The following is a 23770-nucleotide window of genomic DNA, read 5'->3' on the forward strand; positions in this document are numbered from 1 at the left end:
AAAGTTAAAACACCAGTTACATCGTTAATGTAATGGTCGTACCCGTTACATCAATTGTCGCGCAACCCGTTGCTGAGTCACAACGGTCAACAGTTTGAGACGCCAAAGTATCAGCTAAGTCCGTGATACGCTCTGCAGGGAGATCACTAATAACCAAATCTTTTTGACTAACATTAGCTGCTACACCAATTGCGTATGAACCACCATAAGGGTTTGTATTCGCGCCAGAACCGCCGATACCACCACATGTGTTCGAGCTTACATTTTGTTGTCCAGCCGCGCACAACACAGTCATAGAAACGCCTGTATAGCCCGGTCTAAAAGCTTTCCAACTATCTGCACCTGAACTAATTTCTTGTACATCAGAAACTAATGAGCTTTTAGCAAGCCTGTATTGAATTTCTCCCCAACCAAATACCCCACCAATTAAAAGTAGAATCCCCGCGATCATAGATAGACCAACTTCAACAAGTGTTATGCCCTTTCGACGACGAATGATCTTTCTTACTGTATTAGCCGATTTCATGCTTTTCTCCTTTGCGTAAAAATATTGGCTGTCAAAAGCTAAAACGCTTTTTTATAGGTTCCTGTAATTGTTCAGTGCCAAAAATGCGGAAAGCCCGTGTTTTTGTTAAAAAACACGGGCTTTCTTTATAGTAGATATAGTTCTAACGAATATTTAATGCGACCAAGAATACCGACGCGAACACACAAGCCAACGAACCTACAAAGAATATTAGAAACAAGTAGTAGTTAATGCGTTGAAGTTTCAAGATTTGACGTTCCAAAAGAATATTATGATTTTTAGCAGATAGCATTAACCTATCACCTACCTCATTGTCGGGTATGCTTCGACTCAGCCTATGAACATCACGCTCATTAATCATTCCTGTGTTTAACGTACTCCCAAGTACTCCCCGTGAACGGTTAATATTTTCTTCAATCCTATTCAAATGAAATTTAGTGTATTTGTTCGCTGATTTTTTTAAAAACCATACGCTTTCTAGTAATGGTTCATCTGCGTTCAAAAGTGTAGAGAGGTTGCTTAACGTGCTCCCCGCGCTTAGTAAGCGATACTGTTTGAAAAAAGGAAACTTATCGATAAACCTTCTTGGTAAGCCAACGACATGAGTGCATATCAGCCACACAAGTACAATAAACCCAATCGTAAATACAATGATCAGTTTCCAATTAGACTGTACAGATAAAGTATAGCTATACATAAATTGTGAAAAAAAGTCCCATGTTTTAACAGGCGATGTTTGTACTAGTTGTGAAAAAACGAAATCGCCTAAGAAGCCAGTAGCTAATACGACAGCAAGAATCTTGAGTATTGGAAAAATGTAAGAACGGATCAACTTACCAAAAAGCCCCTCGCTAAGTCTCATAGCTTTTGAAGCGTCGCTGAAACCTTTCGCGGTATCGCCTCCATTTATACCAGCCTTTAGTGCTTGAAGAGTCGTGGATGACATCAATGGTTCAAACACTTCATGCAATGGTTTTGATTGCTCAACGGCGCGCTCCATGTTGGCACCTACAACCTTTTCAAACCCAGATCCTTTCTGTAAATCAAAAGCTATATCTAACGTAGGCATATCCTGATTTAAAAGAAAATGAATGTCTTCAAGAAGATTTAATTTATCTTCCGCCGAAGCAAGCTTATAAGTTAACTTATCTGCAAAAGAAGTTTCCATTGTCCTACTCCATAATATGCATCATGTCGTAAGCTTCTGTAGCGTTGTCTTCAACAAGCCCATCAACTTCTTCTATGATTGAACGATAATCAAGAGTGCCACTTAATAGCTTGTACTGAGCATGATCTCGAATACTAGGAAAGTTTTGTTTCTTTAAATGAACTAGCCACTCGTTTAACTTCAACTCACGTATAAACTCTCTTGCTTTGTCATCAATGAGAATCAGTTCAAACAACGCTGTACGACCCTTCTCGCCTCTTCCGCCACATTCAGGGCAACTACCCCATGTTTTTTGATAGTGTACGTTAGAGACATCTACAGTTTGCTGTTGTTTGATTTTTTCAACGGACTTATACGCCTCTATTAAGCTAGAGTCATTTTCAAAGTGATCTGTAACCTCTGTATGAGGTATTTTACATTTGGGACATAATGTACGTACAAGACGTTGGTGTGCTAGACCCTTGATAATACCTGGTGCAGCTAATTGAGACACAGGCACACCTAATTGCTCGGCTATGGTGGTTATAATTGATATTGCTGAGTTACAGTGAATAGTGCCGACCATGACTTGTCCGGTAGTTGCTAATCGCATGAATATTGCGGCGGCTAAGTCATCACGTATCTCACCAAAATAGAGTACGTTGGTATCATGCCTTAGTAGAACTTTTCCGTAGTGCTGAAAACTTTTTGTACGTTTTTGAGTCTTTCCGTCCGTAAAGTCTTCGTTTACAACCGTTGAAAAATTGTTTCGGCCCGGTCTTAGAAATTCAACCGGATCTTCTAGTGAATGTACTAGACGGGTTGACTTTATTGTTGATAAGCCAGCATTGATTGTTGTTGTTTTACCAGAACCGGTAGGCCCGGACATAAGTAAAGCACCTTGAGCGCTGTTCACTATATCAACAAACGCGTGTCGATGACCTTTAGATAAACCTAGTTGCTTTAACGTCAACAGTTTTTCAGAACCAATTTGTAAAGCTCGAATGGTCACTTTTGTACCATCATCAATTTTTATCTGAGATAAACGCCATTTAGTATTTTTGGTAAGTGAAACTTTTTGACCTTGTGAGTCAGTTTCGCCTACTTCAAGCTTTATCTCAAAAGTTGCGTCAACTTGGGTATCAAAGGTAAATGTTTGTTTGCGTCCAATGGTAACCGCAGCATAACGGCAAAGCTCTTCACCATAAGTTAAATCCTGATTGGGTAGTAGCTCAACGAACTCCCCCATTAATCGTTGATTAATTTCAGTTACTAGATGCTTTGTGCTCAGTCTCAAGTGAACATCAGAAGCACCATTTGATATAGATTGCTCTAACACACGCTTTAGACGCAATTTTGCGTCAGAATCGATTGTTGGTGCATTGACACTGCCGTTTACTTCATTTTTCGATTTGATTTTTAAAATTGCATCGTTAACATCATCTTTCGAAACGAGTATAAATTCAGGTTGAATACCGAAAAAGTCACCATTAAAAGCTTTTTCTGAGTTCTTAAATGTTCGTTCGATGTCTGAATAGTCATATTCTTCATAAATTACATGACCACAAATTTGCCCGTTTTCATTGATATAACAAACTTCCGACTCACAGATTAGATCTTTCAACTGTTCATCAGAAATAATACCTTCAACAAATGATCTACCTTCCATATGATTTACTCCTAACTTTCGAACCCTGAATGACCAAGCTTCTTAGTTACATTTGCCGGGGCGTATTTAATACTGACATTTGACTCTGTAACCTTTGTAATCACAAAATCACCTAGCTCTCGACCTTCCATGGCCTTAAACAACTTACCGTCATAGCGTACCCATGCGGATACCTCATTAGGTAATTCTTTCTTTTCATTTACGGTTATGCTTGCTAGTGAAATTCTTGCAAACTGCTCTTCTAGTTCCATCGAATCTACGGAAACCGACGATAACAAAGTCGTTGTCGTACCAAGCTCGGTGAATCCACTTTCACTAGGTGATTGTATATGCGCGTACTGACCGTTTACGTTTGTTGGTACAACCTCACCTGTATAGCTCATTTGGTTCATTTTCTTCTGAGCTTTTAATTGCTCGTTTTTCGCTTGTACTTCAAGAAGTAGGTTATTTTTCAGTAAATCAATGATTCGAATGTTGTCATCACTAATCAACAAATGATTACTGCTATCAACAGTCATTGGGTCAGGTTCAATAATCTCTTGAACAATATTCCCGTTTGAATCCGTATACTCATAATGTTGAACATTTTGGATTTCACTTAATACATTTGGGCCACCAAGTTGCGCGTTCCCAACGGCAGTTAAAGCACTTTCTTGACCACCTACTTGATTTAAGTTCACTTGGCTTACTTGCTCATTCGAAACGTGCTTTTGTATCGGTGCCAACGGAGGTGCCGCTTTAGTATCTCGAATCACCATAAAGTAGATAACAGCTGCTATTGAACACAAAAATCCGATTATCATAAATGGTAGAATCTTCTTTTCCTTGTCCGTCATGATTAAACTCCTAGTACAGTAGTTGTTATTTCTATAGTTGCTTTCGTCTTATCTGAACGTAAAGGCTTAACACTGATGCTTTCTATAAAAATTGGTTTGTTTTCAAAAATGTAGTTGAACAACTCAAGGTAGATAATTGATACTTCATCGAAGTAAAATGTAATGAGTTGATCGCTATGTTGCGCATGATGAACAGGAACATTTGATCGCATCTTTCCACCAAGAGTGATCATTAAATCCATATATTGATCGCGAGTATCTACGAAGTTGGATTTGTGTTTTGTCCATGGGAACCAAGATGGCTCCATGATTGGATATTGAAAAATTGAGTTTTGGCCATCTACGGTAATGAATCTTCCGTTTTCCAATGAGTCTCTAAAGTATTTCAGCTGTGATGTTTCACCGTTGTAATGCTTGATTGAGGAATACACTGACTCATGTTCATAGGTAACCTCTTCAATCGACCAGTTTTCAGGTACTTTCGATGCCATGAGAACTGCAGTAATCATGGCAGGATATACATCGGTATAAACGACTCGACCAATTACAGCCTTTTTATATTCGTAGAAATTATCTTTTCTGATTTTCTTCACTTCCACGACTTTTTTCGTAGGTTCAATGACTTTTTCTTCACCGCTACCGCCGAAGATGAAGAAGTAGCAAATCAATAACCCTATGACTGTGAAGCTACCTATTTTGACGTTCTTAACTAGCTTTTTGTTGAACTTATCTTTGAACTGATAAGGGCTTTGGTTAATTTCACTGCTTGTTAATTTAGGTAACTCCCGAATCACTCCTTTATATTTGTTGAGAACTGACTTGTCATCTAGGAACGTTACTAACCTCGGCTTTAATGCCTTGTGCACGGTATCGGCTAGCACAACTTTTAACGAATACACCTCCCAATTAGAGCATTCAATCAACAATAAGGTCGAATTCGATTGGCTCAACAAAATATTAAATTTTGAGTTACCAATTTCATCTTCAAACTGTTCTTTGATTTTCTCTAAGTAGATCTGAGGCAGTATCGGTCCCGGCTTATCAGAAGAAAATCTAACTAGGCTCTCAGCGCCATCAATATGAAAGTCATAAATGTTCTTTACCGCTAAACGCATCTTAGCCAGTTTAGATTTTCGATCTGTCTCGTTATTTACCGCTATTTGTTGAACTGTAAGTTTCATAGGTAACCTACCAATCTATCGGTAATCAATAGCGTTAGTGTGAACTTTACGAGGTGTCAGAACGACTAACGTATCTGTGATCTTCTTCGTTCCCGAATTGCCGAAAGTCGTATCCATGTATTCGCTTTTATTGGCCTCATGTGTCTCTTGACGCATGTGGGCGACAACAAAAGGTTTGTTGTATTCGTAAGAACCACTAATGTTAAATCGTGCTTGGCGCGTTCTAGGGCTAATAATCGTTACATTCTCTACCGTTTGTTCCTCAAGTTTTAATACCTTTGAAAGAACACCATTTAGTTTTAGATAGACCTTCTCTTGTTGAATGTTTGGAACAACCAACATTTTCACGCCGTCGCGAACTTCGGAAGTTTCAATTGAGGTTGTTGGGTTATCGTTATCACTACCTTCATATGTGACTTTTACAGATGCGAAGTATGATTGAATTGAACTCAAGTCTATCTCTTGAACCATATGATTTGATGCTGCTACACGCTGCGAAGTTTTTACGGACACATCGCCAGTCATACGTAATGCATTTATCAAAGCGGTTGTTCCCGCCCAACTTCCTTCGTTCACTGTAAGACCTAAGCCCAAACCATCGGTTGCGTCTGCGAATGTTGGCGAAGTTAAGTCAAACTCCAAACTGTATTTCCCGTTGTTTTTTATAGCATTTGCATCAAGGCCAAACTCAGTACCTTCATCTTGTTGGTACTCAATAACCATTACTTCCAATGAAACTACTTGGGAAAGTTTGGTGATCATGTCATCAACATAACGGTCTACAAGAAGCATCATGGCCGGAGAAGTTCGAACAACAATACTTGATACACCTTCTACTTTTTCCGCGTACCCTAAAGTTTCAGTGCTCGATGCTGATGTTTCTAGTTGAACTTCATCACCACTACCAGTTGTGATATTGCCCTCTCCCGACAACATCTTTTCAATACCTTTATATATCTGATCCGTTAAGTTATATTTATCAGCAACACTGTTTGCAAACTGACCATCACCGGAGCCTGTACTCGAAATTTCACCACTTGCAGCGTTCTCGTTGTCACTACTGCCCCCACCGCTAGCGTTCGAACCGATCTGAAAATTGTTATCTCCGACAGTAGTTGGTATGTCATAAGTCTTAGTTACGAACTTATCAATTTTTACTACACCCTCGATAACAGTAATTCCGTAAGCAACATTCAGAGCAAGAATGTTCAAGGCTTCTTCCTTAGTACCTTCAAAGAAAACACTGCCTTTCTTAGCAGGATCTACCCCTTCACCATATTTAATCTTTATGTCTTGACCGACGATTTCCTTTATAAGAACCGTTAGTGGCATTTTTTCAGAGGCCATCTTTGTCCTTTCATCTAACCAATCGGGTACATATCGTGTATCTACTGCACGGATTTGTTGTGGTGGTCGGTCTAAAACGACAACCTTCTTGTATTTTGACTTGCTTAGTGTGTGCTCAATCTGTCTCATTTCTTCTTGAGCTACAGCTTTAAACTCTTCTGGACGCTCAATGGTTGTACACGCCGAGAGAGAAATAATGCCGACTAACAAAACTCCTAATCGTTTAATATCCATGCTATTAATTCTCCTTAACTACGTAAGCTGTTCTTGTTGACGGCACAATGGCGCCTCTTAGATTTGGGAAGCCATCAAGTAGCTCAGTTAAAGCCCTTTCAATGTTGCCTTTTTCTGAAACTATTGGGTATGAGAAGTCAATTTCGAAGTCATTTGCCATGAAATGGGTGTCTAAGTCCTCAACATTTTTATTCCAACTATAAAAATCGGCTAGACGATTAAAGTTATCTTTCAAAGACCCCTTGCTGACGGTGAACATTGTCACGGGTTGGTTACTAGATGTCAGAATAGCTTCGTGTTTGATGTCATTAAGGAAAAGGTGCAGTTCCAGTGAACTTTTACCGCTCTCACTAATGAATCCGTCCTTTTCATTTTTTTGATCGTCTTTTGCTTGCTCTACAGCTTGAAGCATCAGCAAAGTAGTGGCTTGAGAAAAGTCCTCATTGATAGTGTCATTTACCGGAATTTTCTGACTCAAAACTTTGGTTACATCTTCATTAACCAATTTTCCAAACTTTAGGTATCCAACATCACCAATCCATCGGTATAAAGCAGCCTCATAACTTTCACCTTTGAATAGCTGGTACGACTGTTCGGGCTCAAGCAGCTTTGTATCAACAGGGTTGCCGTCATGATGAATCTCTAATGCATTATTGACTGAATAGACCGTTGCAGATCGTGATTTGTTATTTAATGAAACGTATAACTTGAAGTCCTTAGGTAGCCTTGTTTTATAGTCAACGTCTTTTTGTGACGCCACGCTACTTAGTTCATTTAGTGCCGTAGGTAGTGAATCGTAATACGTACCTGTCACATCGGTGTCTTTATCCAATGTGTTGTCAATATCTTCACTAAGTATAAAACGCGTTGTTTTATAACCTTCCATCAACAACCATCGTGAAATTGTTTCTTTGAACGAGTCATTCCGATCTGTCGTAAAAGCTCTCACAACTCGTTGAGAAGGCTTTGCTGGCCAATTACCCATCACAAAGCCGGCTTCTTCTACTTGTGCCTGATTCAAACTCAGCGAAGTATGATCGACCCTTTGTATTGCCGACACTGCAGGTGCTAATTCAGGTGCATGATTATAAGAACTTGTATGAACTTTCCCTTCGGCCTCAGGTGTTCCCATTTGGGCATATGTTGATTTTTCTGCTTTATGGCTGAAAGGTGCATAGTCCTTTTTAGCTACAGACTTACTTTTGCTTTGAGGTTCAACCTCAATTGCGACTAATTCATCCAGTTGGACTTGATTTAGATACGTATTTTCAGCTGGTTTTTCTGCCGCTTCTTGAGTGGTACACCCGCCAAGCAGTGCTAGAGCAATTACAGTACTAATCGCCTTTAATGAATGTTGTGACATTATCTATTTCCCTCTAATAACCAGTTGTTTTGATGACTCCACGACCTCAATACTTAAAGGGTATTGGGATAAGAATGCTTTTACACTTGGCTTAATGTAGTTTGTAAGAACCGTTGAAAAACCTGCGTCGATTCGATAATCCGTAGCGTTGTAAATAAGCTCATAATCATATTGATCGGCTACCCTGCGTAAATTGTCCTTAACAGTGGTAGTTTTCACTTCAAACGCTCTCACTTGCTCAGAAGAGTCAAATGGATGGAAAATTATCTTGTTTGTCGCTTTGTCTTTAGTAATCGAAATAGGGATGTTTAATGATTGACGGTCCATTTCATAACCAATGAACTCTTTCATAACATCGACATTATTACGCCCAATAGAGCTGTCACTTTTAACGAGCTTACTTGCAAAAAACTCCCTATGTGGCCTTGTGTTGAAGAAGTAAATAGCCCCGTTGTATCCGCTATGTTCAGCCCAAGCAGATAAGGTTTCACGAACCGTATAATCCTTATAAAAGTTGTATTCGACAGCTTTATTGTTTTTGGCTAACCCCTCTTTATAAGAACGTTTCACTTTTTCTTTTTGAAGAGTTGAACGTTTAAATTTGGGTGTAAATATATGGGGCAAGGCTATTCGTTGATCCAGTGAGTACGGATACACGTTCACGGTATTTGTAAAGTCGTCATAAACGGGCAAAAGACCTGAACGGTCAAACAAATCGAGGAAAGCAATCTGAGGGTCTTCGTAAGTCAATCTTATTGTCATATTACGAACGGCGTAGTAATCGTATGGATTTAGTTCTTTAGCCCACTCAACGAACTCAACTCCAACAGCGTCGGCCAAATTGTTTGAAGCGGTCACCATTTGAGAGTCTTGAATAACACTCAATTTTGGGTAAGTGATCTCTGGATAATCGACTACGGTAATTTCTTCAATCGGATCTATACCAATCGGAGGTAGCGGTTGAGTCGCACATCCCGTTATGGCGATTAAACTGATTAGTGGCGCTATTCTTTTCATCGTAAAAAAACTCCCTGTTATCTGCTCTAACGCGACAACAGGGAGTCATAGATTTTTGTGATGCCAAAAATGCGGTTTCGTCAATTTAAGCTGCAAATTTCTCCTTTAATACGATCTCTTGATAGTCATTATTAAATGAAGTTTCATGAATAGTCTCATAGACATGATTTGTCGCGTATAAAGAAAAAACACCATTCTTCTTTTTTGCACCATTAACAACGTGAATATATGAGATACCCTTTTGCTTGAAATGCCGACTAATGAGGGAACAAATAGTTTCTTGCTTTGGAGTGCCCAAATGTTCGTTCAAGATGAACATTGGTTTTAACTTTTCAGTTTTATATTGATTGTAAAGTGCTACAAGCGGAATCGTGATCGAAACTAAATGCTGAACATTTTTACCTTCTAATTCACGACTATCTATCACTAGGTGATTACTTACACCATAAACACATGGCTTATTTGGGTCATACACATGTTCTAATTCAGGCATGGCCGAAAGAATTAAAGCAAAGTAGTCAATCTGATCTGGTACATATTCAATCCTCAACCATTCGATAAGAGTCACTGTAGAGTAGGATTCGCGATTGATTATGTATGTGCTAACCCTTTCCATACAGTGAAACATAAATCTCTTAAACCGAAGATCGATAGAGGGGTTTGTTTGAGGATGATTGGCTTCGAAACATAACGTGAACAAGGACTCAATGTATGTATTCATGAGATTTTCAAGTAAATCTATATGTATGTCACCGGGCTTTATTACCGATAAAAAATCAAGATTATAGTTAACTTTCTCACCATCGAATATTGAAATCGAGTCTTCCCTTAAAGAAGGGTATTCCGCCATTGGAGCAAAAACTATTGAATCACTTATACCTGCAGAGTGGTTTTCCCTCACACAAGTTTCTAGAATTGGCCTTATAGTAGAATTTCTCGAAGATATAACGACGTTTACGTTGTAGTTATTAGTTGAGTAAAATGGATTCCATTCTACTTCTAGACCATTAGTATCTTTCAGAACACACGGTATGAATAGTTTTGAATTTCTCCTTAAATCACGTTTAAGTGTGCAGCCAGAGTAGGAAAAAAACTCATTTTTTAACTCTTGTTCTTCATCTGCATTGTGCTTACCCACCAGCCTATTTAATAACTCTTTCAAGCTTTTGTTAAATTCCATTTACCTTTCCAACCTATATCCATTCTTTATACTGACAACCTGATTTAAAACCCGAACAACTAATAAATGGTTTTTTCTTTTTGTCTTTCGGCTGTACCACTTTCAATGGCTTCCTGCATTCTGGACACGATTTCTTGAATGGTTTTCCATTCACATCAGGACAGGTTTTATCGCAATTACTACAAGCCCAAAAATCACCATATCTACCTTTAATAAACTTCGCGGTTTCCTGTTTGCAGTGTGGGCACTTCTTAGTGATGTTCTTCGGTATAAGCTCTTTGGGAATATCAAGACCGTTCCTTTTTACGTTCTCAATTTCAGCATGGATAGTGCTATCTATTTCAGACAAGAATGTTCCAATGTCCATTGTTCCATCAGCGATTGATGAAAAATAACGGGCCCAAATTGCCGTCGTTTCTGGTGAGGTGATACGGGTAGGTAATAATCGATAAAGCAAAAAACCTTCTTCACTTGGTATAATTTTTGAAGCCTTTTTAGTTAAGAAACCGTTATCAAAAAGTCCTTTTACAATACTTGAACGCGTTGCCGCCGTACCGATTCCGCCTTGCTCACCATTGTCAGCATCTTTATCTAACATCCATTTTTTGATCTTAGGGTCTGTTATGTACTTTGCCGTGCTCTTTAAATCTTTTAAAAGAGTGGTAGTGGTATATGTAGGTAAGGCTTGAGTTTCACGCTCTACATGCTTCACAGTACTGCTACTAACAGACTCTCCCGCTTTCAAGTTGATTAAATCGATTTGACCCTCATCCTCTAAAGCTGCATCTTCCGACTCTTCATCGTTTTTGAAGACAACTGACCAACCAGGTTCTAGAACTTTCTGTGAACGTCCAGTGAAGTAGTGTTCTGTTCCATTCGAAGACTCCACCAATAGTTCATAACTAGTTATATGACGCTCTCGCTTACTGAAAAATTGAATCAAGTAATTTCTGCTAATTAGTAAAAAAACAGCCTTTAAATTATCTGGCATTTCATCAAAGCCAGCGATTGAGCCTGTTGGAATAATCGCACCGTGGGCACCAGTTTTCTTTGAGTTGAAGGCTCTAGATTTTATTGTACAGTCACATTGATCAGTAAGCGGAGTTAACAAGCCTGTCTGTGAAAGGTTATTTATAACTGCAGGTGCCTCCGTAAACGCCTCATCTGGCGCGTATCGGCAATCACTACGGTTATATGAAATGGCATAAAATGGTGCTTCACGAAGCTTTTGAGTAATCGACAACACTTCGTCAGGGCTTAACCCAAAGTATCGACTGCACTCAACTTGCAATGATAGAAGGTCGAAGGGTAATGGAGCGGAATCTTGTGTCGTTTTGTGTTCGACATTAGTTAATACGGCAGGACGGCCATGTAACGACTTCGTTAGTAATTTAACTTGTTCTTTATTACTCAATCTACCTTTCAAATCGGTATCTAAGAGGCTGTTATCGTCAAACTTCAACTTAGCATTCAAAAGCCCAATTGAAGTTACAAAATCGCCACTGACGTTATAGTAGTTACTTTTAACATGCGACTGTCTCCCTAATTCTCTACGAACTACTAACCCAAGAATTGCACTTTGGACCCTACCAACATGTAAGGTTTTCTTGAAACCTTGAATGGTTGCTTGGCACGACAATAATCGAGTTAGATTGTACCCTAATCGTTGATCAGCAATACTACGGGCTTTTTCCTGATGAAAAAGGGTCTTAAAGTCTGCATTCGATTTAATATTGGTTGGTAAAAGAGCATTGGCAATTTTTTGCGGGTTGTTATCGTTGATTAAAACCCGATAAGCTGTCGAAGGGTTTATACCAATGTATTCTAAAACCTCATCGCCAATGGCTTGTCCCGCTGCATCAATGTCTGTCGATATATAGATGTTATGAGCTTGTTTTAACAGTCTTGATACCGTACTTAGTTGCGCTTTGGTTTTCGGGTTAGGTTTAAAGTCGATAGCGTAATTCAATGGTAAATCAGCAAGACTCCATTTTTTGTAAGTAGGGTTCAGGTCTTCCGGGTCTTTCAGAGCCAATAAATGGCCAATAGCCCACGTTACTACAACATTATTCCCACAATCGAAGAAACCATTTTTCTTACTCGGAGAGTTGCTTAACACATTAGCTAAGTGTTTTGCCACTTCGGGCTTTTCAGCAAGATATACGTCCATTTATAACCCATACATTAATAAGCATATACATAGGTTATGCCCAAATGAGTGTGTTACTTAGCTGCTCTCACAAACACTCGTATAGTTTCCGGTAAGCTAACCCGTAACGTTTGACTGTGTCATATGTTGTGTTTGCTTCTTCATTGGTGAAACCTGAATCAACGGCAACACGACCAAACTTGTTGAAACTAATACTCACTAAATCAAATAAGCTCGTAGCCCCCGAAGCCCTGAACATGTCTAATTCGCGCTCAGTGAACTCAGGAACTTTGTCTAAAAGTACCTGTTTGGATTCAACAATCATCTTAAAATTATTTGGATGTGAATGAGCAACACGCTGTAATGCGGCACCATGAATGTAAGACTCTATATCGGTTGACCAATCTTTTTGAATTTCTGTAGAGAATGGTAAAATCGGAGTGCACCACTCTGTGAGCCCTATATGAATTGAAACACCTTCCGAGCTCAATACTTCAAAGTGCCAATCAAGTTCGAGACTACCAAGTTGGCATACATCGTCTTCTAATGTGAAGTCTAATGACGACTCTATTATCATAGGGTAGTAAGTGAGGTCGCCGCATTTACCTTCGATAGCCTCCCCCATAGTTAATGAAGATAGGTTAGACACTCTATCCTTCAACTCCTTAACCTCATTGCACTTGTCACTGAACCTAAGCTCCAATGCTTCATAAGCAACTCTAGATTTAGATTTTTGTTTCGATAATAGATCACTCAATTTATTGTTTTGAGCAACTAATTTGTCAGGATCTAACTTCTTCCATTCATGATACTTATCTAACTTAACTTGGTCTTTAATTTTGGCCTTATTCGTACTATCTCGAATTGTTCCTAGTTCTTCTTTCAACCTTTGGTTTTCTTTAAGTGCCAAACTGTTACTAATAGACAAATCCAAGTTTTTCACTTGTTGAACATTAAGCTGGCCATACAGCAAATCGACTTCTTTCTGATGTTCTTCAAGAAAAGTGTTTACTAAACTCTCTATTTCTTGGATTTTTTTATTTGCGGTTTCCAATGTAACTTTTGACTGTAAGTGTTTTGAAGAATCATTAAAAAAAAGAGCCGCGTCGATGTAGCCGCCAAGAATCGTTGCTTGATCTAGCAATGAACAGTGTTGCATTAAATAGTCTCCATTGGTTTTAGAACAGCGTAGCTAGCGCGTGTAAAGTCATACCTATACTGAATTGATACAGTCCTCGTGCAACCGAACAACAGGTATTTAAAAAGTTAGATAAAGAAAAATTTTGAGTACTAATTAATTAGAGGTAGGTGTTGGCCATACCTTTCATTGAAGCTTTTTTCTACTAGCTTCACATGCTTGAGGTCGCCGGATTCATCTTTATCCTTCATGAGTTTGCCAATTCTAATGTATTCATCTAGTAAGAAAAGTATCGGCTCACTACCTTGTGTGTAACGCGGGAGGTCAGGGTTCTTAGATTTTTCAATCAAGTATTCTGCAAATGCGTGGTGGTCTAACGATAATGACTCTGGCATTTGACAACGGCTAATACCTTTTGCATTTTTATAAAGATAGAAATCTCTGCCATACACGAAGATAAATGGTGGCATATCTATTGATCTTTTAGATGGCTTGAACCTGTACCCTAAATCATTGAAAGTTTCGGACAAATAATATGTGACTTCATTAAGGGCATCATTAAGCTCTTGGAAGCCGAATGATATGATCAACGTATCGCTTGAGATTGGGTTAGTAACGCAACAATGAATCATCGAATCCGTTGTAACCGAAAACGTCAAATTAATTCTTTGGTTTTCATTATTGTCATCAACAGACGCTAAAAATTCAAACGTTAGCTTCCCAAGTGATCTTGTGGAAATATAATCTTCCAACACCTCTCCACACCTTAACTCTATGATCTCTTCTATCCTTACCCAAAAGTTAGGAAAGTACTGTTCGAGCGATACATTGAGTACTCGGTATAGTTTCAAAAGCCCTAGAGGGTCGGCTTTATCAAGAACCAACCTCATAGCACTTAGCGAATCAAATAGGCTTTCTTCACCAGAAAAGTGTGATTTCTCCATAGTTTCAATATCCCTCTTAACCTTAAATTCCATTCCTGCCGATTACTAATAGGTTGCGTCCATAGCTTTAATTGGCTACAAAAGTTCCCCTACGTTCTTGCTTTAACGCAGCGTCAATGAAATCAATAAATTGGTTAACGCAAAAATTGCGGTCAATTTGGATATTTAGATGTGATGCCTAATAAAAGTATGTGGGATGGAGGGCGTAGATCACGGTATTCTCCGATATTTCTAATCACTTAATGCTGATCCAGTAGCTAGCCATAATTGAAATTTCCTACTTTGATGTCTTCGTGTAAGTCCGTTTTGGTCGCATTCTCGAAGAGTGTAATTCCTTAGCATACAACCTACCTTGGCATGTAAGTTGCCACATGTTCTCATTTGCCCTCGCAGAAGCGTTTAGCAACTTGTCTTCATTTGTCTGACACACTAAATAGCCGTTATCTTGCAGTGTCCTTAAACCTACTAAGAAGTTATTAGAGGCTAATTCTCTACATAAGGACTTGCTGACCTGTTTACGTAGATAGCTCGTATGTACCGGAGTGTGAAGACCATGACTGAGTTCGATATAGTGAATCGTCAAAATCGCATTCTTTTGCTGTGCGCTAATCCTAATACCCAAAAAACACCCTAATCATACCCATATGAATAACAGTACAATTATACATTACCTTCTAATCATACCCATATGATTAAGGTCGCAATATTCAACTCTGCTTTTCTCGTTTTGTTATGATCCCGTACCATGAGACTACGATGATCCCTAGAATGATTCCAAATAGGATCGGAACAATATCACCTCCAGAGTTAGATAAAACGAGGTATACGCTTAAGATAATGAGGATATTAAATAGTAAAACTGAAATGGGATAAGAAGTGTATGAAGTGAAAAAAATCACGCCGGAGCGTGATTTAGTGCGAGTGCTTTGACTCATTGTTAATTTTTTCGTGTGCCCATTGAGACACCTTTGGGGAGTACAAGGCAAGAATACCTATTGCACCGCCGCAAACTAGAATCGTGAATATTACTATTGTACTACTCATAGATTCGGCTCCTTTTGTCACAACATACTGTTAGTTTATCTCTTACTTATCTTGCTAGCAAGAAATGTAAATAGCATACCAATCACAATTAATAGCATGGCATCAATATTGATGTTGAGCTTAATCAACTCAAGCATACCCGCCACATAGCTTGCAGTGCCGATTGCTTGGAGTTGATCTGCGATCTTTTTTTGGTTAGTAGCTAACAGAGCGCTAACGTATGCAATAGCTACATAAATGTTAAGCATATGATACCTCCGTAGTTTTTTAAATTTACTAACAGAGATACCCCCTAAGCGGGTGTATCCCCGCTAGGGTGTAGAATCGACAACTAATGTGGTCTATATACGTCTTCCATTTCTGCAACTTTCGCTTCGACTTCGGTACATTGAATAGAAGCGGCATTCTTGGCTAACTCAATTCGAGCCTTACGCGCTAACTTAACGTAAAAATCACGTTTAGGTTGCTTACAAGATTTAGGTAACGAGTTCATTGTTCTTTTCAGACGACGATAGAATCTTGCTTGTAACTCATAAACTGTTTGTTTAAAAGAACTAGCACATTCTGTGATACTAAAAGCATCATCGTTATCTGTGTCAAAAACCCATGCAAAAATATCCTCTAAGTTATCAGGACGAGCAATAGACTTACTGACTAGATCAGCGGCATCGTTAACAATGGCTTGTTGCATAACTTTGATAGATGCAATATTCCATTCAACATGTTCTTTACCTTTTGGGTCAAAAACACGGTTCTCTTCAAGAGCGCCAATTTGTATCTGTGTAGGAACGGTTGGTGTATAAGTCTCACTAGACAAAGCAATAGCTTGCCCTTTTACTGTGGATTGCACTTCAATTATTGACGCAATATTCCAAGCGATGTTTTCTTGGCCAAGGCTAACTTGATCAAGGGTAACATCTAGGGATTCAAAGCTAAGTTGATTTTGTTTAGTTAGATCTAGGGCTGGACTTTTCATAGTCGATTTCCTTGTATAGACCCTTTCGGGTTCAGTGTGTGAGCCTCAAAAAATGAGGCTCATAAGCTATTTACTAGCATGTAAATATCCGTATATAGACCTTTTCAGGTTCAATCGTTTGAATGAGCAGCCGCCTTTCAATAAAGGCTGTCACATTAGCTGCAGTGACTTTTTACTACTGAGTAGCAAAATCGGTAAATTGATAAACATTACAGTTGCTTATCAATTCATCGATATTAATTATTATAGAGCAATTAGACGAAAAGTAATAATTGAGTTGCCCTGTGCTAAAGCACAGGACACCACAATAAGTTAAACAAGGTCAATCTAAAATGTAATAATTATCCATAGCGTCAACGACTGCATCATCTAGATCCGATACATCAGTAACACCAAACAGTTGTTTAGTCAGCTGTTTCTTCTGGTTTGAAATTACACTGTTTTCAACATCGTCAAGCAACTTTCGGTCTTTGATAACCGACATGCGATATGAAGTTTTTGCGACCTTAGTATGCTTAGTTTGATCATCATCAGTAATTATAACGCCCTTCTCTGCCAAGAAATTTTTATATTGAAAGGTTTCTCTGCCTTTAACGGCGGTAATACTAAGTGCGTGTAAAGATAGCCTTTTAAAACCATGAGCTTTACCCACTAGACTGTCTGAGATCTCGCTTTTTTCTACTCCAAGTGCTTTGAGTTGCTTTTTCAGTTCACGTTCTTCTGCCAAAACATCATATAACCGTAATGTTTCAGAGTTCCAAGCTAACAGTTCATCGTCAGTTGGTTCATAGTAATCGCGTACCAAATCTTTTTCAGGTGCAATACCCGGTTTGATATGCTCCAAATAGAAACTATCAACCGCTTCGAAAATCTCTTTAATCAGTGACTCGTTACGAGCGACTTTAAAAATTTTCAGTTTATTGATCTTACTAAAGTAAAAAGCAAAGTAGCCATAAGGTGCATTCAGCATACCGATTTGATATTGCAGTTGAACTTCATACTCTTGAAAGAGTACCGAGTTCTCACCGTTTTCAATCAGGTCCCAATAACGTGAACTTTCCTTTGCTTCATCAGCAACCTCATCTTCACCTTTTGTTGAGGATGGACACTTAATTTCGACAGGTACATCTAAACCGCGTATCACACCATCAAAAGACACCTTACGCCAAGGGAAATCCTTATCCGTAGCACAAAACACATCAATCTCAACACCGAACTTTGCTGCAATAGTTTCTAAAACCAAAGGCTCGAAAAAATTACCTCTCTGTACATTCGGGTTTCGACTCAAATCGTCGGGACTCTTTATACCAAGCTTCTCAGCCCAAAGTTGCCAACGAGTTTTATACTCAGACTTACCTTGAATAACCTTAATGTCGCTACTGCCGCAACCGTCATCGCGCCATATAAGCCATTCATCAGTCCCTTGCTCAAACTGCTCTCTTTGTAGATTAACTTTAAACATATTTTTTTCCTTTTTAAGACCCTTTCGGGATATTTTTTAAAACGTTTTCACAACCATTAATTAACCGTTGCATTTGGTTCTCTGTTTCACAAAGACCAGCATGAACTAACGGTAACGGTACATTTGATTCAAACGAGACTAGCGTATAGCTATCTTGCATTGAAAGGCCATGGCCCCTAATGGTGGTTATTAACGAGTGAAATTTACGACGCAAAGCTCTTACTGACTGATTAGCAGGAAGAGATACCGGGAAACCATACTGATCGGCTTTACCAATGTAGCCGCAAGTATCACACACATAAATGTTCCCATGTCTGGTGTAATCACCTGAACAGTTCGAACACACAAAGCTTCCATTAAACGCCTTAGAAGCGCCTCCGGTTAACGCAGAAATGGCCAAATGGCCTACATAAGTAAACATTGGGCTTACTGGTGACCGATCCGCACTCATAATCATTGCTAATGCAACGTCAGAGGGCTTTAAATGTTCAGCCTTACCACAAGCTAAAAAAAGTTGTTCCGAGTACTCTCGTAACTTCCTGTGCTCTTTTGCATAGCGGTAATCGTTAGATGGCGGCTTATCATCAATAGTTTTAAATTGTTCAATAATAAGCTTACAAAACATGCGTTTCTTTCGATTGTAAGACATAGTTTTCTCCTTAGTTAGACCCTTTCGGGTTCTTTGTTTACAAAGCCGCACTTCACCATAGAAGTGTCACTTGAGCGGCGGTGACGTTTTGCTACTTGAGCAAAATAGTGTGTTTAAGAATACGCCCTAGATAGAGGACGTATGGATTAAAAACGCTGATTTTTCCTATTTATAGCTTTTTAGCCAAGAGTGTTACCTGTTGTTTAAACCAGACTTTAGCTCGTTCATCAGTAATTATCTTACCGTAAGCTTCAAGCTGAGATAGAGTTTTATTTCCATTCAGTACTTGTTGGAACATAGGTTTGAACATAGACAGTACATTGCGTGGTAATGTCATTTCATTGATCAAATCATCTTCCGTTTCGTCTGAGTTTTCAACTTCTGCTTCTGTAGTTTCTTGCTTAGATTCAGTTTTTGTATTCTGAACTTCCACTTCCGATTTTTCAGTATCTTCTTGAGCCAAGGGCTCTTCAATATCCGAATTTTCGGTTTGTTCCACTTGAGCTTTAGTTGTCTCAACTTTTTGTGCAGGTGATTCAGATTGCTGAACCGATACTTCCGGCGGTGTAGGCTCGGCTGTACCTGGTTCAGTTTCCTTCAAATCAATAACTTCAATATCATCTAAATTGATATTTAACCTCTTTTTAGTTTTTTGAGGTAACGAAGTAGTCTGCGGTCGATTTTCACCAACTTGCTGTGTGTTATTTACTGAACTTTGGCCATTGTCTACAGCATCAACGGAAGCCATGTATTTAGCTTGAGTTGCAAGCATTTCGTACTCTTTAGTGATGTCAGAAATAATGTCTGAATCCGCCAAAGAGTTAATGCGTAGCATTCGACGTAAAGCTTGAATGAACGAAACGTGGGATAGCATTCGAGCAGGGCGACTCCATGAAGGTAAATGGTTTTGTCCATTATTAAAAACCTCTAAGAAGTACTCTCGCGCTTGTGATACACCTTTAGTTTCATGCTCAATGGTACATTCAATCCACTCAGGAACTTTGTACTTATTACCATTTATCTCAGCTTCTACAGTGTCAGGGCTATATTTGAACTCACGTTTAGTAAGGCTTTCGTTAGTTGCTAATTTATGCCATCCATCCATAGTAGCTGTTACTTTCAAATCACCAAATGGCGTAAAAATGCCATAGAGTTCGTTATTAAACGGGTTAAGATCCGTTTCTGACGATACCGTGATTACTTGAGTACGATGATAATTAGTTATGGTTCTGCCTTTCTCAATAAAACTTTTAAAGAACGTGTTATCGAGATAGTTTAAAGCATCTTGAATATTTGCTTTACCATTGTCATCAATGTAGCCGTATTTCTCAGCAAAGGTTTTGTGAATCATTTGATTCGCATCAACAGAGCGAAGTGTTGTATGACGACGTTGTTGAGACGGTTCAACAGGTGAATTTGTATCCGTTGGGTTTGTATTGCCCATAGTAATTGTCCTTGTTTTAGACCCTTTCGGGTTCGGTTTATTGAGGTGATAACTGAACATATTCAGTTCTAACTTACACACCAGTTAGAATTTCGTGCCAAAAGCACAAAAGCCAATACGCATATCTTTCAACATGGGTATTGGCTTTTTGAAGTTGTTGAGCGTACTAAACGCTTGTACTTAATTATTAGCACAATGCTATGTTATTTACCATTAGAAAATGTTAGGTGTTTTAACTCTCTCTTCATGGATTTTTATTAAATTTAAACCCGACCTCGATGTGTAGCGTATCTGCTACGTCGTGAGCAAGATTTTTAAAAGCATATTTACAAGCAATTGTGTACTGCTCTGAAACAAATCGATTTATTGGCATTGCAACATAGACTTGATCAGCCTCGTTCTTCCAATCAGGGGCTTTCTCAATAGCGCGGCTTACTGCATTAATAGTGTCTGATTCCCCCCCAAACAATGCTATAAACTTCGATGTAAAATCACTTACAATTTGGTCCTCATCAACGATTTGATTTACTGGCACTTCAAGCATGAATGTTAATTCTTTTCCCTTCATCATTCCCTCTACCTTTGGTTTTTGTACCTAGCAAATAACCTTGCTGTAAGTACCGCGCAAATTAACAAGCCAAACCAACTAATCCCTTCTTATTCACCGCATGAATCTACAGACGCACACAGCTTAATTAACAACGCTTGCATATTGTTTGGACTGCTTACGTTCTTGTCTATAAATACTTTCTCTAGCCGCTCTGATGACGAAACAAAACTAGTCATATCTTGAGCAGGTAAAAGCGACCATGCCAACCCAACCCCTAACATGAGTAATATGAGAGCTGTTTTCATTGTTCACCACCTAACTAAAAATTGCTGTAATTAGTAGGCCGCAAAATACATACCCGAATTAAGGTTTGTAAATCAACGATGTTTGCCATTTCATTCATTCGATCTTGTGCATCCATTGACAAACTTCCTCTAGTTCAATACCTCTGCCATTCCAGCATCAACATAAGCAGCAATAAACGGGCTTAATCCACGGGCATTTGACTTACTAAGCCGATTGCTTGCACTAACAATGATAGGTTTGACACCTCGAATAGATAAAGTGATGTAATTTAAGAAAGCTACCTTTTTCATGACCTTTTCCTCTAATTGGCGTTGATAGTGAATTAACTAACATTACCTAATACAAGCTGAACTGCCACCAGCCTTTCATTAATTATTTATCTAATAGTTTAGGATTTTTAGCCAGTAGCTCATTGATAGACATATCGTTATCTAGAGCTGTATTTACTTGATAACGCTCATCTTTCTCTAGCTTGCGTCCTATTTTTTGCTCTAATTGTTGAATTTTGTTCAGCGAATTAATAACTGTATCTTCACCATTTTGACTCAGCTCTTTATTGAGACAGCGAACTAACTCCACCGCTTGTTTACTCGCTTCTTTTGGCTGCATCCCACTCGCTGCATATCCTTGGACAGCCGCTACAAGACATGATTTTTCTAATTCACTGATACTAATTTTTTTCACAATTTTCCCTCTACTTAGAAAAAATTAGTTTAATCGCATCAATGATAAAGCTTATAGCTTCTTGGTTGTCAAAGTAGAACTGCAATACTTTAACGACCACGGATTGATAGCCGTCCAGATTATCAGGGGTTAGACGGCTTACTTGTTCAGCTATTTCGTCATTGATTTTGCCAGAATGTTCCAAAAGTGTTTCATTGATAATCTTTTGAGCCTGATCACCGATAGACTTACTTTGAAGGGTTTTTTCTCTCACTTCATCCCAAGGAATGTTTACATAGAAATTATGTATATTTCCCAACTCATCCACAGTTTGGAGCTGACTTACAACACCATTTTCCGTAACGAGTTCTAAACTATCTAACATGGTTTTATCTGACATGATTTCCCTCTAAAATTCGTCCAATCTATCTTCTGGAAGTTGAATCCTAAAATTCAGAGTCTGCCCGTTAAAGTTAAACTCCCAAACTTCTTGTGCTTCATCGTGTAAGTCCAAATCATCACAACCATAGTATGCCGTCCATTCAAAACTAGCTTGAAGGGAACCAGTTCCAACAGGGCGACCTTCTTCTAGATGAAATGGTTCATCAAAATCAACCTGAACAACATTAAAACTATCAGTGGCATAATTAGCCCGATCATTTAACTGTGAACAGATAGCACCAATGATAGGAAAAAAGTCAGACTCGTTATCTACAACTGTTTCTGCTACGGCATTTTTCAAATCTTCTAAATCAGTTTCAGGTTCAAGTTGTAATTCAAACTCAACCTCTAACCATTCCATAGAATTTAGTTGCATCAACTTCCCCTTAGCAACGTCTTAGTGTTCTATCGTGATACTTCATTGTTGCCGCACCAATAGACAATGTGCTGACAGCAAAGAAAGCAAACCAACGATAATTTAGATATTTGGTTACGGCTGATAATGCATCGGTTGGCACTGGTGCTGTCCACGCAACAATGAAGCTGATTACGCTACCCAACATAAGAGCAACGGTAATAATTATTCCTGCTTTAATTTTCCAATCAAAGAACTCAAAAAACATGATGTCTTTTTTTCCCTTAATTTTAATTAGTTGGTAATGTTGGCGCTAACAGTTGTGCATTGCTCTCTATAGCCTTCATTACATTGCTTTCATCACTAAAGAATTGCTCGAATTTCTGGGCTAAAGCGCACATAGAGAGCATTGCTTCATAAAAGAACCTTGCCGCTGACGGTGTGTAAGGCATTTCAGTGTCATGTTTGGTAAGGTCTGTATGGTTAAAACTGTTTAGTAATTGTCCGTACTCATCATTAATAGATAAATAAGTCCACGCATCATCGCCCCAATGGTTGTCTTGTGTTCGAGTGCCATCTATATACTGATCCATACGTCGGTACTCTACACGCTCTCCCGATTTTGAAGAGTATGTAACTTTCAGCATGGCCTGAGCCTGTATGATGACTGCGAACGGCTGCTTTTTGCCAATATTGCCCTTGAACTGCTGCTGTCTACGGACTGCGTTCGAGTGTTCAATTGAGCCATCCCTGTCGTAATCTTCTTCGGTCTTCGTTTCCGCAGTTAAAGCGTTAGGGAATATTTGACCGGATTTGGTTTCGATAGCGTAGAAACAATTATTTTCGTATCTATACCAAATCACAGGTTCGTACCTCACTTCTGTAGACAAAAGAGACTTGATGCCCTCATCAATACTCCTGATTGCATCATCCATCGAAGTGCTTTCAACGCGCATGTGCTTTCGTGGTTGAGTTATTTTACAACCCTTAAGCTTGTTCGCGCTGATATCAAGTTCGTACTCTTCAGGGAATGTGACAGCAAATACACCATCACCATCTACCGTAATGTCAGATTTGAACTCAATAGCCTCACCCGACTTACTTTCATGCTTTATGTTGATGCTTTTTACTTTAGGCACGATGCAAACT

At 38.9% G+C, this 23770-nt stretch carries 24 protein-coding genes; all 24 read right to left on the reverse strand.

Annotated features, from left to right (window positions below; genetic code table 11):
* Nucleotides 1-16: 16 nt before the first annotated feature.
* Nucleotides 17-526, reverse strand: a complete 510-nt coding sequence (locus tag ED652_RS04320) for a hypothetical protein (protein ID WP_122053592.1) — start codon at nucleotides 524-526, stop codon at nucleotides 17-19.
* Nucleotides 527-668: 142 nt separating this feature from the next.
* Complete coding sequence (locus ED652_RS04325) at nucleotides 669-1694, reverse strand: hypothetical protein (RefSeq protein ID WP_122053593.1); 1026 nt, start codon at nucleotides 1692-1694, stop codon at nucleotides 669-671.
* 4 nt (nucleotides 1695-1698) lie between these two features.
* A complete protein-coding gene (locus ED652_RS04330; protein ID WP_122053594.1) occupies nucleotides 1699-3342 on the reverse strand; it encodes an ATPase, T2SS/T4P/T4SS family in 1644 nt (547 codons plus the stop codon).
* Nucleotides 3343-3353: 11 nt separating this feature from the next.
* Nucleotides 3354-4178, reverse strand: coding sequence for a hypothetical protein (locus tag ED652_RS04335; protein ID WP_122053595.1), 825 nt, complete (start codon nucleotides 4176-4178; stop codon nucleotides 3354-3356).
* A gap of 2 nt (nucleotides 4179-4180) precedes the next feature.
* Nucleotides 4181-5359: a hypothetical protein gene (locus tag ED652_RS04340; RefSeq protein ID WP_122053596.1), complete on the reverse strand. Its 1179-nt coding sequence runs from the start codon at nucleotides 5357-5359 to the stop codon at nucleotides 4181-4183.
* Between the two features lie 15 nt (nucleotides 5360-5374).
* On the reverse strand, nucleotides 5375-6940 hold the full coding sequence (locus tag ED652_RS04345) for a hypothetical protein (protein WP_122053597.1): 1566 nt from the start codon (nucleotides 6938-6940) through the stop codon (nucleotides 5375-5377).
* Nucleotides 6941-6944: 4 nt separating this feature from the next.
* Entirely contained in the window at nucleotides 6945-8303 is a 1359-nt protein-coding gene (locus tag ED652_RS04350) for a hypothetical protein (RefSeq protein ID WP_122053598.1), read from the reverse strand.
* Between the two features lie 3 nt (nucleotides 8304-8306).
* The gene (locus ED652_RS04355) at nucleotides 8307-9320 is read right to left on the reverse strand and encodes a hypothetical protein (protein WP_122053599.1); all 1014 of its coding nucleotides are present in this window, start codon (nucleotides 9318-9320) and stop codon (nucleotides 8307-8309) included.
* A gap of 85 nt (nucleotides 9321-9405) precedes the next feature.
* Entirely contained in the window at nucleotides 9406-10500 is a 1095-nt protein-coding gene (locus ED652_RS04360; protein ID WP_122053600.1) for a hypothetical protein, read from the reverse strand.
* Between the two features lie 13 nt (nucleotides 10501-10513).
* Nucleotides 10514-12670: a DNA topoisomerase gene (locus tag ED652_RS04365; protein ID WP_122053601.1), complete on the reverse strand. Its 2157-nt coding sequence runs from the start codon at nucleotides 12668-12670 to the stop codon at nucleotides 10514-10516.
* 67 nt (nucleotides 12671-12737) lie between these two features.
* Entirely contained in the window at nucleotides 12738-13808 is a 1071-nt protein-coding gene (locus tag ED652_RS04370; RefSeq protein ID WP_122053602.1) for a hypothetical protein, read from the reverse strand.
* Between the two features lie 131 nt (nucleotides 13809-13939).
* Nucleotides 13940-14764, reverse strand: coding sequence for a hypothetical protein (locus ED652_RS04375; RefSeq protein WP_122053603.1), 825 nt, complete (start codon nucleotides 14762-14764; stop codon nucleotides 13940-13942).
* Between the two features lie 1046 nt (nucleotides 14765-15810).
* Nucleotides 15811-16023 (reverse strand): hypothetical protein, encoded by a 213-nt coding sequence (locus ED652_RS04385; protein WP_122053604.1) that lies wholly within the window; start codon nucleotides 16021-16023, stop codon nucleotides 15811-15813.
* A gap of 83 nt (nucleotides 16024-16106) precedes the next feature.
* Complete coding sequence (locus tag ED652_RS04390; RefSeq protein WP_122053605.1) at nucleotides 16107-16751, reverse strand: hypothetical protein; 645 nt, start codon at nucleotides 16749-16751, stop codon at nucleotides 16107-16109.
* Between the two features lie 322 nt (nucleotides 16752-17073).
* Nucleotides 17074-18213, reverse strand: a complete 1140-nt coding sequence (locus ED652_RS04395; RefSeq protein ID WP_122053606.1) for a lambda-exonuclease family protein — start codon at nucleotides 18211-18213, stop codon at nucleotides 17074-17076.
* 13 nt (nucleotides 18214-18226) lie between these two features.
* Nucleotides 18227-18862: a hypothetical protein gene (locus ED652_RS04400; RefSeq protein WP_122053607.1), complete on the reverse strand. Its 636-nt coding sequence runs from the start codon at nucleotides 18860-18862 to the stop codon at nucleotides 18227-18229.
* A 169-nt stretch (nucleotides 18863-19031) separates the two neighbouring features.
* Nucleotides 19032-20306: a hypothetical protein gene (locus tag ED652_RS04405; RefSeq protein WP_122053608.1), complete on the reverse strand. Its 1275-nt coding sequence runs from the start codon at nucleotides 20304-20306 to the stop codon at nucleotides 19032-19034.
* 244 nt (nucleotides 20307-20550) lie between these two features.
* Entirely contained in the window at nucleotides 20551-20877 is a 327-nt protein-coding gene (locus tag ED652_RS04410; RefSeq protein WP_122053609.1) for a hypothetical protein, read from the reverse strand.
* 413 nt (nucleotides 20878-21290) lie between these two features.
* A complete protein-coding gene (locus ED652_RS23660; RefSeq protein WP_162929898.1) occupies nucleotides 21291-21452 on the reverse strand; it encodes a hypothetical protein in 162 nt (53 codons plus the stop codon).
* Nucleotides 21453-21534: 82 nt separating this feature from the next.
* A complete protein-coding gene (locus ED652_RS04420) occupies nucleotides 21535-21846 on the reverse strand; it encodes a hypothetical protein (RefSeq protein ID WP_162929899.1) in 312 nt (103 codons plus the stop codon).
* Between the two features lie 10 nt (nucleotides 21847-21856).
* A complete protein-coding gene (locus ED652_RS04425; protein WP_122053612.1) occupies nucleotides 21857-22225 on the reverse strand; it encodes a hypothetical protein in 369 nt (122 codons plus the stop codon).
* A 9-nt stretch (nucleotides 22226-22234) separates the two neighbouring features.
* Entirely contained in the window at nucleotides 22235-22642 is a 408-nt protein-coding gene (locus ED652_RS04430) for a hypothetical protein (RefSeq protein WP_122053613.1), read from the reverse strand.
* A 10-nt stretch (nucleotides 22643-22652) separates the two neighbouring features.
* On the reverse strand, nucleotides 22653-22889 hold the full coding sequence (locus ED652_RS04435; RefSeq protein WP_017086661.1) for a hypothetical protein: 237 nt from the start codon (nucleotides 22887-22889) through the stop codon (nucleotides 22653-22655).
* Nucleotides 22890-22911: 22 nt separating this feature from the next.
* Complete coding sequence (locus ED652_RS04440) at nucleotides 22912-23760, reverse strand: hypothetical protein (protein WP_122053614.1); 849 nt, start codon at nucleotides 23758-23760, stop codon at nucleotides 22912-22914.
* Between the last annotated feature and the right edge of the window lie 10 nt (nucleotides 23761-23770).

The organism is Vibrio sp. Evd11 (assembly GCF_900382755.1).
GTDB classification, from domain to species: domain Bacteria; phylum Pseudomonadota; class Gammaproteobacteria; order Enterobacterales; family Vibrionaceae; genus Vibrio; species Vibrio lentus.